The sequence below is a fragment of the Streptomyces sp. NPDC088147 genome, from assembly GCF_044741565.1.
Lineage (GTDB): Bacteria > Actinomycetota > Actinomycetes > Streptomycetales > Streptomycetaceae > Streptomyces.
This window is the reverse complement of the sequence record NZ_JBIUSY010000001.1, coordinates 622,466-635,569: the sequence shown is the minus strand read 5'-3', so window position 1 is coordinate 635,569 and position 13,104 is coordinate 622,466. Positions and strand designations below refer to the sequence as shown.

The 13,104-nt window shown below is 70.4% G+C and carries 11 protein-coding genes; 2 read left to right on the top strand and 9 right to left on the bottom strand.

Annotation, left to right across the window (positions count from 1 at the left end):
• Positions 1 to 157 precede the first annotated feature (157 nt).
• The 5 genes from ACIOGX_RS02430 to ACIOGX_RS02410 form a co-directional block, all read right to left on the bottom strand.
• Positions 158 to 1,120, bottom strand: a complete 963-nt coding sequence (locus tag ACIOGX_RS02430) for an amidohydrolase family protein (protein WP_401909596.1) — start codon at positions 1,118 to 1,120, stop codon at positions 158 to 160.
• Positions 1,121 to 1,489: 369 nt separating this feature from the next.
• On the bottom strand, positions 1,490 to 2,809 hold the full coding sequence (locus ACIOGX_RS02425) for an ABC transporter substrate-binding protein (RefSeq protein ID WP_401909593.1): 1,320 nt from the start codon (positions 2,807 to 2,809) through the stop codon (positions 1,490 to 1,492).
• The gene (locus tag ACIOGX_RS02420; protein WP_384771906.1) at positions 2,809 to 3,672 is read right to left on the bottom strand and encodes a carbohydrate ABC transporter permease; all 864 of its coding nucleotides are present in this window, start codon (positions 3,670 to 3,672) and stop codon (positions 2,809 to 2,811) included. Before ACIOGX_RS02420 ends, ACIOGX_RS02425 begins: the two co-directional genes overlap by 1 nt.
• A complete protein-coding gene (locus ACIOGX_RS02415) occupies positions 3,669 to 4,628 on the bottom strand; it encodes a carbohydrate ABC transporter permease (protein ID WP_383970021.1) in 960 nt (319 codons plus the stop codon). The genes ACIOGX_RS02420 and ACIOGX_RS02415 overlap by 4 nt, the downstream gene beginning before the upstream one ends.
• Positions 4,629 to 5,002: 374 nt before the next feature.
• Entirely contained in the window at positions 5,003 to 6,460 is a 1,458-nt protein-coding gene (locus ACIOGX_RS02410; protein WP_401909589.1) for an MFS transporter, read from the bottom strand.
• A 174-nt stretch (positions 6,461 to 6,634) separates the two neighbouring features.
• On the opposite strand from ACIOGX_RS02410, the gene ACIOGX_RS02405 reads away from it, so the two are divergent.
• Positions 6,635 to 7,090 carry a MarR family winged helix-turn-helix transcriptional regulator gene (locus ACIOGX_RS02405; protein WP_129768622.1) on the top strand — a complete coding sequence of 152 codons (456 nt, stop codon included), beginning with the start codon at positions 6,635 to 6,637 and terminating at the stop codon, positions 7,088 to 7,090.
• Positions 7,091 to 7,187: 97 nt separating this feature from the next.
• Here the strand turns inward: ACIOGX_RS02405 and ACIOGX_RS02400 are convergent, their stop codons facing one another.
• The 4 genes from ACIOGX_RS02400 to ACIOGX_RS02385 are packed head-to-tail and all read right to left on the bottom strand — an operon-like array spanning position 7,188 to position 12,184.
• Positions 7,188 to 8,336, bottom strand: a complete 1,149-nt coding sequence (locus tag ACIOGX_RS02400) for an XdhC family protein (protein WP_401909586.1) — start codon at positions 8,334 to 8,336, stop codon at positions 7,188 to 7,190.
• A complete protein-coding gene (locus tag ACIOGX_RS02395) occupies positions 8,329 to 10,575 on the bottom strand; it encodes a xanthine dehydrogenase family protein molybdopterin-binding subunit (RefSeq protein WP_401909583.1) in 2,247 nt (748 codons plus the stop codon). The genes ACIOGX_RS02400 and ACIOGX_RS02395 overlap by 8 nt, the downstream gene beginning before the upstream one ends.
• Positions 10,572 to 11,564 (bottom strand): xanthine dehydrogenase family protein subunit M, encoded by a 993-nt coding sequence (locus ACIOGX_RS02390; protein ID WP_356509811.1) that lies wholly within the window; start codon positions 11,562 to 11,564, stop codon positions 10,572 to 10,574. Before ACIOGX_RS02390 ends, ACIOGX_RS02395 begins: the two co-directional genes overlap by 4 nt.
• The gene (locus ACIOGX_RS02385; protein ID WP_401909580.1) at positions 11,561 to 12,184 is read right to left on the bottom strand and encodes a (2Fe-2S)-binding protein; all 624 of its coding nucleotides are present in this window, start codon (positions 12,182 to 12,184) and stop codon (positions 11,561 to 11,563) included. The genes ACIOGX_RS02390 and ACIOGX_RS02385 overlap by 4 nt, the downstream gene beginning before the upstream one ends.
• 254 nt (positions 12,185 to 12,438) lie before the next feature.
• Between ACIOGX_RS02385 and ACIOGX_RS02380 the strand changes: the two genes are divergently transcribed.
• Positions 12,439 to 13,098 carry a TetR/AcrR family transcriptional regulator gene (locus tag ACIOGX_RS02380; protein ID WP_383969924.1) on the top strand — a complete coding sequence of 220 codons (660 nt, stop codon included), beginning with the start codon at positions 12,439 to 12,441 and terminating at the stop codon, positions 13,096 to 13,098.
• Positions 13,099 to 13,104 lie beyond the last annotated feature (6 nt).

Below are 13,104 nucleotides of genomic sequence, written 5' to 3'. Positions count from 1 at the left end.
TGGGTGGCCGTGCACTCCGGCCGGACCGCGCGCCCCCGGCCGGCGTTGCTCGGGAGTATCGGGGGCCTCAACTCGCCGCGCAAGGGCGCCTTTTGGCCGTGACCCGGCGTGCCGGCGGACCGCGGGCCGGACCCCGGGGCGACCACCGGTCCGGCTGTCAGCCGAGGTGCAGGAGACGCTCGGCGTTGCCGTGGGCGATTTTGCCGAGATCGGCGTCGCTGAGGGGGAGGCCGCGGAGGAAATCGGTGGCCTGGGTGCTCGACTCGTACGGGTAGTCGATGGCGAAACAGATGTTGTCGATACCGATCGCGAGGACCGCCCCCAACAGAGCGCTGGTGGCCATGACGCCGCTGGTGGTGATGTGGAAGTTGTCGATGAAGTACTCGGAGGGCTTCTTGGCCAGCTTCACGTCGGAGTCGATGTACGACAGCCGGGTGTCGACCCGGGACAGATGGAAGGGCAGCATCTCACCCATGTGGCCGAGGATGACCTTGGCGGTGGGGAACTGGTCGAACAGTCCGGCGCAGATCAGGCGGAGCGCGTGGGCGCCGGTCTCGATGGTCCACGCGTAGGTCGGTCCGATCAGCTCGGGACGGCCCTCGAACACCGACCAGCCCAGGGGTGCGCTGTTGGGGTGCAGATACAGCGGCACGTCGTGTCCGGCGAGCGCTTCCCAGAAGACACGGAACTGGGGTTCGTCGAGGTAGTGGCCCAGGGTGTGCCCGTTGACCAGAACGCCGGACAGGCCGAGGCCGTTCACGGCGCGGTCCAGCTCGCGCACAGCGGCGGCGGGGTCCTGAAGGGGCATCGCGGCGAGCCCCGCGAACCGGGTGGGGTGGTCCTGGACGACGCCCGCGAGGACGTCGTTGGCCAGTTGTGCGTCGGAGACGGCGATGGCGGCGTCGGGCTGCATCTGTACGCCGGGATTGGTCAGGGACAGCACCTGCATGTCGACGCCGTGCTCGTCCATGTCCTTGAGGCGCAGTTCGTTGAAGTCGGGCAGCCGGCGCTCGAACTCGGCCAGCACGCTGGGCCGGAATTTCGTCGGCTGGTGGAGGGACGCTCCGGCGGTGGCCATGCCGGGCACGCTGAAGGCCTCCTCAAGCGCGATGATCTTCATGATGGTATTCCCCTTCTGCTCGGTCGTCGTGTGCCGGGGCGCCGAGGCGGTCCGTACGTCACCGTGCGGTCGGCGAGGGCGGGGCAGCCGTCTGCCTCCTGGGAGCCGGCGGATGGACCATTGGGGGTGGCCGTCCCGCGCCGTATGAGAACGCGGCCTGCCGCGGCTCCTTCGCGCCGTGGCCGTCGGCGGCGGGGCCGTGCGTGCGGAGGCAGCTGTGCGGAAGTGCTGTGTGGAAGTGCTGTCTCGAATATGGAGGACGCCGGTGCCGGCCGCAAAGCGGGGCCGGCCCGGCCGGAGAGGCCCGGCTCCGTGGTTCCGTCGGTGTCGGCACCTGTCGTGCGTCGGTGACGACAGGCGCGTACCGGGTCAGCGCTGATAGCGGTCGAGGATGCGGTTGCCGTCGTCCGCCAGGCGTTCGCGCAGTTCCGCGACGCCGAACGCGCCGTTGTAGTACTCCTGGTAGGCGGGGGTGGCGATCTTGTCCTTCCACTCCGGGTAGCCGCGTACTCCGAGCACCGGGGACGGGCGCAGGCCGGCCGCGAGGTCGGCGCCGGTCTTCCATCCGTACGCCTCGGTGTTGAGGGACGGATCCTTCAGGGCTTCGACGCTGGTGGGCAACAGCCAGTCGCCGCGTGCCAGGCGCACCTGGTGTTCTGGCCGCGTGAGGAAGGCGATGAAGTCGGCCGCCGCCCGCTTGTGCGCGCTGGCCTGGGAGACCGAGAGGGTCTGCGGGATCGTGCCCTGCGTCGGCTCCCCGTTGCCGCTGGGCATCGGCAGGACCGTCCAGCCGAAGCCCTTGGGGGCCTGCTGCCGCACCTGCTGGCGGAAGGAGAAGTTGAGCGGAAGCATCGCGTAGCGGCCCGCGAAGAAGCCGGGCAGGGTGTCGGAACCCGACATACCGAGGCCGTTCTTGGGCGCGGTCCGGTCGTCGTTGACCTGTCGGTCGATCAGCTGTGCGACGGCTGAGTCGGCGCTGTCGTAGCGGATCTCGTTCTTGCCGTCCGCGTCCTTGTAGAAGATCTTGCCGCCGGTGGACAGCGACAGATTGACGGACTGGGCGACCGGCTCCTTCATGGACCAGGCCACGCCGTACTGGTCGTTCGTGCCGTCGTTGTTCTTGTCGCGTGTCAGCTTCTTGCTGACGTCCTCGAACTCGTCCCAGCTCCAGGGGTACCGGGGGGTGGGGATGCGTACGTTCGCCTGTTGCAGGAGAGTGGTGGCGGCGATCAGGACGCGTGGTTCCTGGAGGAACGGGACGCCGTATGTTCCCTTGCCGTAGGCCGTGGTGTCCCACGAGGCCTGCGGGATGTCCCCGCGCAGCGTCCTCGGCAGATAGCCGCTGAGGTCGGCGAGATAGCCGCCGTTCGCGAAGTCGGTCAGGTCGGAGGCGTCGTTGTGGATGATGTCAGGGGCCTCACCGCCCTCGAAGGAGGTGAGGAGCTGGTCGTGGATGTTGTCCCAGGCGCCCTGTACGTATCTGACCCGCACATCGGGGTGGGACGTGTTCCACTGCCTCACGAGCGCCTTGTTGGCCTCGACGGACTCCTTCTGCCAGGCCAGGCTGAGGAAGTCGAGGGTGATCACGCCGTCGGAGGAGTCCGGCTCCGGGCCGGTGCAGCCGGCGACCAGGGCCAGCGCGAGGGCGGTGGCCGCGCAGGCGCTCAGCCTCTTCGTACGGACGCGCATCAGCCCTTCACCGCCCCGCTGAGCATGCCGTCCACGAGCCGACGCTGGAGCAGCGCGAAGAAGAGGAGGCTGGGGATGGTCGCGAGGACCGAGGCCGCCGCGAGCGGGCCCAGGTCCACCACGCCCTCGGTGCCGAGGAAGCGGGTGAGGATCACGGACATCGTCTGGTTCTCCGGAGATTTGAGCAGCACGAGGGCGAAGAAGAACTCGTTCCAGGCGGTGACGAAGGAGAACATCAGCGTCGCCACCAGGCCCGGCGTGAGCAGCGGCAGGACCACGCTGACGAGCGTCCGCAGCCGGCCCGCGCCGTCCATCGCCGCGGCTTCTTCGAGGGAGCGCGGCACCGACGTGACGTAGCCCTGGAGCATCCACAGCGAGAAGGGCAGGTTCCAGACGACGTACACGATGATCAGGCCGGTCAGGCTGTTGATCAGGTGCAGGTTCTTCAGGACCAGGAACAGCGGGATGATCACCAGCACGAACGGGAACATCTGGCTCACCAGAATCCAGACGGTGCCCGCCTGGCTGACCCGCGTCTTGTGGCGGACCATCACATACGCGGCCGGGACGGCGATCGACACCGAGATCACCGAGGAACTGACCGCCACGATCAGGCTGTTGAGCGCCGAGCGGAGCAGTGGCTGCGTGTCGAACGCGGCGCGGTAGTTGTCGAGGCCGGCGTCGGTCGGCAGCCACGTCGGGTCGATCGAGCCCAGCTCCTGGGGCGATTTGAAGGACGTGGACACCAGCCAGAGGAGCGGGAAGGCCAGGAAGACCAGGAAGCCCAGCAGTGCCACGTACTGGCCGGTGCGGCCCGCGGCGCGCAGGGCACGGACCTTGGGCGGGACAGGCGTCGTGCTCATGCCGCGTCCTCCGTCAGCTTCCTGCGCAGGAACAGGGTGAGGAGGACCGCGATCACGGCGACCATGACCAGGCCCATCGCGGCGGCGTAGCCGAACTGCCCGTATTTGAAAGCCTCTTCGTAGGCGAAGAGCATCGGAAGACGCGTCTGCCCGCCCGGACCTCCCTGCGTGAGGACGTACACCAGGCCGAAGGAATTGAAGTTCCAGATGAAGTTCAGGGCCGTGATCGCGAGGACGACCGGCTTGAGGGCGGGCCAGGTGACCGAGGCGAAGCGGCGCCAGAGGCCGGCGCCGTCCAACTGGGCGGCCTCGCGCAGCTCGTGAGGAACGTTCTGGAGACCGGCCAGGAGCACGACCGTGGTCTGCGGCATGCCCGCCCACACGCCGACGGCGATGACCGCGGGTAGCGCGTAGGAGAGGTCGGCGAGCCAGTCGACGTTCTCGTGGAGGAGACCGAGCTGGGTGAGCGTCTTGTTCAGGACACCCGCGTCGGAGTGGTACACGAGCCGCCACATGATGCCGACGACGACCTCGGGCATCGCCCACGGTACGAGCGCCAGCGTCCGGGCGAGCCAGCGGAAACGCAGATTCTGGTTGAGCAGCAGCGCGAGGCCCAGGGCCAGTACGAACTGGAGCAGTGTCACGCACACCGCCCAGACGAGGCCGATGCGGAAGGACTCCCAGAACAGCGAGTCGTGACGCAGGTCGAGGAGGTTGTCGGGACCGATGAACCGGGTGGCCGCCGTGCGTCCCGCCTGCGCGTCGGTGAACGCGAGCGAGGCGCCGTACAGGAGCGGCCCCACGCTGAGTATCAGGATCGGGATCAGCGCGGGGAGGAGCAGGAACCACGCGCCCCGGTCCAGCCCGAGGGCCTGCCTGCGCCGGGCGGGGGAGCGGGGCGGCGGGGTGCCGCGGCTGTCCGGGTCGGCCTCGGCCCGGGACGCGATAAGACTCATGAGGACCTCGGGCTCTCGCTGCCGTGTCCTGCCGTCCCGGCGGGAACGGGCCACCGCGTCGGGTACGTGGCCCGGTCCGGCCGCGGCGCGCTCCACCCTCTCGACGGTGTTCCGGCGGGCGTCCTCGGCCACGGCATCGGTTCGGTCCCCCTGCGTCCGCTTACTTCCCGGCTTCTGCGCACGTCTCCGGCGACGGGAAACGTTCGCAGATAGTGCTGCCAGGATTTCCGGCCGTCAAGAGGAGGCAAGGATGGAGCGTCTCATGGTGAGACGGCGCGGGTGAACTCCGGCCCGCCGCACGGCCGTTCCGGCAGCCGGACCGAGTCGGGCCGGCTGCCGGGGAAGAGCCCTGTCACCGGGTGACGGGGTGTCGCTCACGCCTGGACGGCGGACTTCTCCGGCTCGGGGGCCGCCGGGGTCTTGTCCGGACCGGCGGCGATGTGGCGCACGGCCGGGATGACGGCGGCGATCGCGGCGGAGACCACGGCGATGCCGCAGCCGATCAGCAGTCCCGTACGGAAGCCGCTCTCGGAGGTGATGTCCTGTCCGCCGACGCTGGTCGTCATCTGGGAGAGGACCAGGCCGATCACGGCGGCGCCGACGGAGGTGCCCAGGGAGCGCATGAGGGTGTTGAAACTGTTCGCGGCGGCGGTCTCCGAGAGCGGTACGGAGCTCATGATGAGCGCCGGCATCGAGCCGTAGGCGAGGCCCACACCGCTGTTGATGACCATGATGGCCAGCATGATTCCCCACGCGGAGCCCATCAGGGCGAGCGAGAGTCCGTAACCCGCGGCGATGACCAGGACTCCGCTGAGCAGAGTGACCTTCGGGCCGCTGGCGTTGGTCAGTTTGCCGCCGAGCGGGGAGACGATCATCATCATCACGCCGCCGGGTGCCATCCACAGGCCGGACGCGAGTATCGACTGTCCCAGTCCGTAACCGGTCGCCTCGGGGAACTGCAGCAGCTGTGGCATCACCAGCATGCTGGCGTACATCGCGAAACCGACGAAGACCGAGGCGATGTTGGTGAGCAGCACCCGGGGGCGGGCCGTGGTGCGCAGGTCGACCAGCGGGTCGGTCGTACGCAGTTCCCACGCTCCCCAGGCGGCCAGGAGTACGACGGCGGCGGCGAACAGGCCGAGCGTGGTTCCCGAACCCCAGCCCCAGTCGGCCCCCTTGGAGATGGCGAGCAGCAGACAGACCAGGCCGGCGCCGAGACCGAGCGCACCGGGCGCGTCGAAACGCTGTCCCTTGGCGGCGGCCGGCACGTTCGGGATCAGGAACCAGATCAGTACCGCGATCACCGTGGCCAGTACGGCGGATCCCCAGAAGAGCACCCGCCAGTTCGCGTACTGGGCGACCGCCGCGGCGATCGGCAGGCCGAGGCCGCCGCCGATCCCCATGGAGGCGCTCACCAGCGCGATGGACGAGCTGAGCTTCTGCTCGGGAACGACGTCACGCAGCAGGGCGATGCCCAGCGGCACCATGCCCATCCCCATGCCCTGGAGGCCGCGTCCGATGATCATCGGGATGACGGAGGACGCGAGCGCGCACACCACCGAGCCCGCGATGAGCGGTACCGAGCACGCGAGGAGCATGCGGCGCTTGCCGATCAGGTCGCCCAGTCGGCCGACGACCGGAACGCAGACCGCCGCCACGAGGAGGGTGGTGGTGATGACCCAGGTGGCGTTGGAGGGCGTGGTGTGCAGGATCCGCGGCAGCTCCGCGATGAGCGGCGTGACCAGTGTCTGCATGATCGCCGCCGTGGTGCCGGCGAGCGCCAGCGTGGCGACCACGCCACCCGAACGGGATGCGTGCTGTGGGGCGTCCATCAGGGACTCCTATGACTGTGCAAAGGGGGAAGCAGGGGAGATGAGCTTGTGCATCATACATACTGTGTGCAACGACCACTTTACGTGCATGATTCATGTGGGCGGCGTTGAAGTGAGGGCCGTTCACATGCGATGCGAGAATGGCCCGCGAGAGAGGCAGGAGGCGACATACGCATGACCGGCGCCACCCACGAGGTCGAGTACGAGCAGATGCTGCTCAGCCGTCACACGTTCTTGAACCAGAGAGGCGGCCGACGCAAAGACGCCGTACTGGACCGCAGCGCCTACATCCTGCTCAGCCGCATCCGCATGCAGGGACCGATGTCGATCGGTGAACTCAGCGACGCCTTCGGGCTGGACGCCTCCACCCTGAACCGGCAGACGGCCGCGACGGTACGCGCCGGATTCGCGGAGCGTATCCCGGACCCCGACGGCGGCATGGCCCGCAAGTTCCGCCTCACGCCGGAGGGCGCGCGCGCACTCGACGAGGAGAGGGAGGGCATCGTCCGCTCCTTGGACCGGGTCATGGCGGACTGGCCCGAGGAGGACATCGCTGCCTTCGCCGCGTATCTGAAGCGCTTCAACACCGATATCGAACGGCTCGGCGGCAGGCCCTGGCCCCGCGCGTGAAAGCCTCGCGGACCGCGGGCCCGCGCCGGGCATGGGCCCGCGCCGAGGATGGGTCCGCACGGTCGTACGGGCCCACCCCCGGCGCGTCACCACCGGCTCATGCCGCCGCCCGGGAGCGGACCTCGCCCTCTTCCCCTCCGTCCACGTCATGGTGAATGGGCGTACCCGAACCGGTCAGCGGAACCCCTGTCCCGCCCCGGCGCGCCGCGATGATCTCCGCCGCGATGGACAGGGCGGTCTCCTCGGGCGTGCGGGCGCCGAGGTCGAGGCCGATCGGTGAGCGCAGACGCGCCAACTCGGCCTCGGTGACGCCGACGTCGCGCAGACGCCGGTTGCGGTCCTCGTGCGTGCGGCGCGAGCCCATCGCGCCGACGAACGCGACGGGCAGCCGCAGGGCCGTCTCCAGCAGCGGCACGTCGAACTTGGCGTCATGGGTGAGTACGCACAGGACGGTCCGTTCGTCGGTCGCGGTGCGCCGGAGGTAGCGGTGCGGCCAGTCGACCACGAGGTCGTCGGCGTCGGGGAAGCGGACGCGGGTGGCGAAGACCGGCCGGGCATCGCACACGGTCACGTGGTATCCGAGGAACTTGCCCGCCCGTACGAGCGCCGTCGCGAAGTCCACGGCGCCGAAGACGATCATCCGGGGCGGCGGCACCCTCGACTCCACGATCAGTGTCACGCCGCCGGGGCAGCGCGATCCGTCCTCCGCGATCTCGATGGTGCCGGTGCGGCCGGTGTCCAGCATCGCGCGGGCTTCCGCGGCCGCCGTCCGGTCCAGTTCCGGGTGTCCGTCGAGGCCGCCCTCGTACGAGCCGTCGGGACGGACGAGCAGCGCCCTGCCGAGGAGTGCCTCCGGGCCCCGGGCCACCCGGGCGAGTGCCGCCGTCTCCCCTCTGTCCGCGGCCGACACCGCCGCCCGGAACACCGCCGCGTCCGCGCGGACCGGCGTGACGAGGACGTCGATGACGCCGCCGCAGGTGAGCCCCACCGCGAAGGCGTCCTCGTCGCTGTATCCGAACCGTTCACGCACCGTCCTGCCGTCCTGGAGCGCCTGGACGCACAGGTCGTACACCGCTCCCTCCACGCAGCCGCCGGAGACGGAACCGATGGCGGTGCCGTCACGGTCGACGGCCAGGGCCGCGCCCGGACCGCGCGGCGCGCTGCCGCCGACGGCGACGACGGTGGCGACGGCGAAGTCCCGGCCCTCCTCGAACCAGCGGTTCAACTGCTCGGCGACATCAAGCACTCCGGGCTCCTCCGGCCGCCGCGCTCCGGGCTCCTCCGGCCGCCGCGCTCCGGGCTTCGCCGGCGGCCCGGCGCCGGGCTTCGTCCGCCGCCCGCAGGACGCGGTCCGGACGGATCGGCAACTCCCGGTGGCGTACACCGGTCGCGTGCCACACCGCGTTGGCGATCGCGGCGGCGACACCCACGACACCGATCTCGCCGATGCCCTTGATCCCGACCGGGTCGTCCGGGTCCGGGTCCTCCACCCAGTCCGCCTCGATGAGCGGCACATCGGCGTGCGCGGCGAAGTGATAGCCGGCCAGGTCGGCGCCGACGTGGCCGCCCGATTCCCGGTCCCTGACCGCCTCTTCGTGGAGGGCCATGGACAGCCCCCAGGTCAGTCCGCCGATGAACTGGCCGCGGGCGGTGAGCGGATTGACGATCCGGCCCGCGGCGTAGATGCCGAGCAACCGTCGTACGCGTACCTCGCCGGTGGTGACATCGACCGCGACCTCGGCGAACTGCGCTCCGAAGGAGTGCCGTTCCTTCTTCGCGAGGGCGCCGATGGCCTCGGCGGTGTTCGACCGGGCGGTGATCCCCTCCGGCGGGATGCTGCCTCCCAGGGCCAGTCGCTCCCGCAGTTCGTCCGCCGCGATCGTCACCGCCCACGCCCAGGAGCGCGTGCCCATCGAGCCGCCGGCGAACATGGCCGGGCCGAGATCGCTGTCCGCGATGCGCACCCGGATCCGGTCGGGCGCCACACGCAGCGCGTCCGCGGCGACCGAGGTCATCGCCGTCCGCGCGCCGGTCCCGATGTCCGCCGCGTTGATCCGCACGGTGAAGGTGCCGTCCGGCTCGGCGGTCACGGCCGCCGTGGACGGGCCCGCGCCCGACGGGTAGGTGGCAGCCGCCGTTCCGGTGCCGAGCAGCCAGCGCCCCTCACGGCGCAGACCGGGACGCGGGTCACGGTCCGCCCAGCCGAACCTGCGGGCGCCCTCCTCGAAGCAGGCGAGCACATTGCGGCTGCTGAACGGCAGCCCGGACACGGGACCCGTCTCGGGTTCGTTGCGCGCGCGCAGCGCGATCGGGTCCATGCCGCACTTCTCGGCCAGTTCGTCCAGCGCGGATTCGAGGGCGAAGGAGCCCGGTGCCTCGCCCGGCGCGCGCATCCAGGCCGGGGTCGGCACGTCGAGCCGTACGAGCCGGTGGAGCGTGCGATGCGCGTCGGCGTCGTACAGCACCCGCCCCAGCACGGCGCTGGACTCGATGAATTCGTGCACGGTCGACGTGAGACTCAGTGCCTGGTGGTCGAAGGCGCGCAGTCGGCCGTCGGTGTCGGCGCCGAGCCTGATCCGCTGCGCCGTGGGGCTGCGGTAGCCGACGAGAGAGAACATCTGACGGCGGGTCAGCACGACACGCACCGGGCGGTGGAGGACGGTCGTCGCCATCACCGCGGCCACTTGGTGCGGGCTGAGCCCCTTCGATCCGAAGCCGCCGCCGACATGTTCGGACCGTACCCGAACCGAGGCCGGGTCGAGGGAGAAGAGCTGCGCGAGTTCGGACGCCACCCAGGTGCTGCCCTGGTTGGAGTCGAGGACGTCGAGCCGCCCGCCGTCCCAGCGAGCCGTCGCCGCGTGCGGCTCCATCGGGTTGTGGTGTTCCTCAGGAGTGGTGTACTCCTCGTCCACGACGACGGCGGACGCGTCGAGCTGGGCCGTCAGGTCCCCCTTCTCCGTCTCCGCCCGGACCATCGGGTTGCTCTCCGGCGTGTACGCGCCGGAATGTCCGGCGAAGAACGCGACGTCGTGCGGCTCCTCGTCGTAGCGCACCACCAGCGCCTCGGCGGCCTCCCTGGCCTGCTCGGACGTTTCGGCCACGACCAGCGCCACCGGCCATCCCGAGAAGGGGACACGGTCGTGCTGGAAGATCCCGAGGACCGGGTTCGGCCGCCCCACCATGCCCATGTAGTCGGTCTCGACACGCGGCGCGTTCCCGTGGTGCAGCACGGTGAGGACGCCGGGCATGGCCAGGACGGGGGAGTCCTCCACGGAGCGGATACGGCCGCGCGCCACGGTCGACAGCACGAGCCAGCCGTGGGCGAGTTCGGCGAAGGGGATCTCTCCGGCGTAGCGGGCCGCCCCGGTGACCTTGTCGCGGCCCTCCACGCGGGTGCGGGCGGAGCCGACGGCTCCTGTCACGGCGGAGACTCCGGTCGCCGTGGCCGTCGTCGTCGGGGACGCCGGCGTTGTCGGCGTGGTCATCGGGGTGCCTCCTCGGTGAGTTCGGTCAGCACGGCCACCACGAGGTTGCGTGTCAACGTCACCTTGTATCCGTTCTCGGGAAGCGCTTCCGCTGCCTCCAGTTCGGCATCGGCCGCGGCGGCGAACGCCTCCGCGCTCGCCGGGCCGCCGATCAGCACACGCTCGGCCGCGCGGGCCCGCCACGGCCGGGACGCGACCGCCCCGAACGCGAGGCGCACGTCGCGTACGACACCGTCCCGGACGTCGAGCGCGGCGGCGATCGAGCCGATCGCGAACGCGTACGAGGCACGCTCGCGTACCTTCCGGTACCGCGAGTGGGCGGCCACCGGGGCCGGCGGCAGTGTGACGCCGGTGATCAGCGCGCCGGGCGGAAGGACGGTCTCGATGTGCGGGGTGTCGCCCACGGGCGGGTAGAACGCGGTGATCGGCGACTCGCCCGGCCCGTCCGCCGTCTCGTACGAGATGACGGCGTCGAAGGCGGCGAGCGCGACCGCCATGTCCGAGGGATGGGTGGCGACGCAGTGCTCGGAGGCGCCGAGGATCGCGTGGTTGTGGTGCTCACCCGCGAGGGCGGGGCAACCACTGCCCGGTGCACGCTTGTTGCACCGTTTGCTGAGATCGGTGAAGTAGCCGCAGCGGGTCCGCTGGAGGAGATTCCCGCCGACCGTGGCCATGTTGCGCAGCTGTCCCGAGGCGCCGGCCAGCACGGCCTGCGCCAACGCCGGGTAGTGACGGCGTACTTCGGGATGGGCCGCGAGATCGCTGTTGGTGACGGTCGCGCCGATGCGCAGCCCGCCGTCGTCCGTGAACTCGATTCCGTCGAGGGGGAGTTCCCGTATGTCGATGAGCAGCGCGGGCCGTTCCACACCTGCCTTCATCAGATCGATGAGGTTGGTGCCGCCGCCGAGGAAACGGGCCTCGGGGGCGCCGTCGAGCAGGGCGACCGCTCCGGAGACATCGAAGGCGCGTTCGTAGCCGAACTCCCTCATGCGGCGGTCTCCTTGACGTCGGTCCCGGTCTCGGTCTCTGTCTCTGTCTCTGTCTCGGCCTGGGCCTGGGCCGCTTCCGCCGCCCGCGCGACGGCCTGCACGATCGACACGTAGGCGCCGCAGCGGCACAGGTTGCCGCTCATCCGCTCGCGTATCTCCTCGGCGGTGAGCGCGGGCACCCCCGCTTCCGGCCGGACATCGCCGGTCACGGCGCTCGGCCAGCCCGCCGCGTGTTCCTCGATCACCGCGAGGGCCGAACAGATCTGCCCCGGTGTGCAGTAGCCGCACTGGTAGCCGTCGAGGTCGAGAAAGGCCTGCTGCACCGGATGCAGCCGCTCACCCTCGGCGACGCCTTCGATGGTGGTGATCGCGCGCCCCTCGGCCGCGACCGCGAGCTGAAGGCAGGACACCGCCCGGCGGCCGTCGAGAAGTACCGTGCAGGCGCCGCATTGGCCCTGGTCACAGCCCTTTTTGGTACCCGTCAGATCGAGATGCTCGCGCAGGGCGTCGAGCAGGGTGGTGCGATGGTCGACGGGGAGTGTGTACTTCTCGCCATTGATGTTCAGGGTGATGGCGCTGTGCGTCGGGGTGGCGGCTGCCGATGAGGGGGGTGGGGCCATGATCAGCCTTCTTTCGCGTTGCTGATACGCGTCGAACGAGACGATCCGGGGGACTGTCCGGATGGGAGAGGGCACAGGTCGGCCAGACTGGCCGGATATGCCGCTATGGTGAACCTAAGCGGACAATTGTCCGCTCACCATCGAACCTAACGGACAGCTGTCCGGTTAGCAAGGCGGGGCTTGGCCGTTATTCCGGGGCGAGGACTGGCTCTCCGATTCCGGAAGGATGACGAGCGCGGCCGGAAGGAGGACGAGTGCGGGACGAACGAGTACGGGACGAGACGACTCTGCGCTCGGACGCGCAGCGGAATCGCGAGCGCATTCTGGACGTCGCGCTGGCCGAGCTGACGCGCGCCGCGGACGCCCCGCTGAGCGCGATCGCGAAGAAGGCGGGCGTCGGCCAGGGAACGTTCTACCGGAACTTTCCCAACCGCGAGGCCCTCGTCCTGGAGGTCTACCGCTACGAGATGCAGCAGGTCGCCGACACCGCCGCCCAACTGCTCCAGACCCGCGCACCCGACCGGGCCCTGAGGGAGTGGATGGACCGGCTGGCCCGGTACGCCATGACCAAGGCCGGTCTGGCCGACGCGCTGCGCAACGCCACCAGCACGTACGGCAGCCTGGCGCAGCTGGGGCACGACCCGGTGACCCGGGCGGTCACGCTCCTGCTGCACGCGAACGAGGAGGCGGGCACGATCCGCCCGGGGCTGACCTCCGACGACTTCCTGCTCGCCATCGCCGGGCTCTGGCATCTCGACCCGCGCAGCGACTGGCAGCCGCCCGCGACGCGACTGCTGGACCTCGTGATGGACGGGCTGCGGGCGGGGGCGCCCGGAGCGGGCGGATCCGCGGCGGACGGCCCCGAGGCGGCGGACGTGCCCCCGGCGGACGGACCGGGGGCCGGACGGACCTGAGACAGG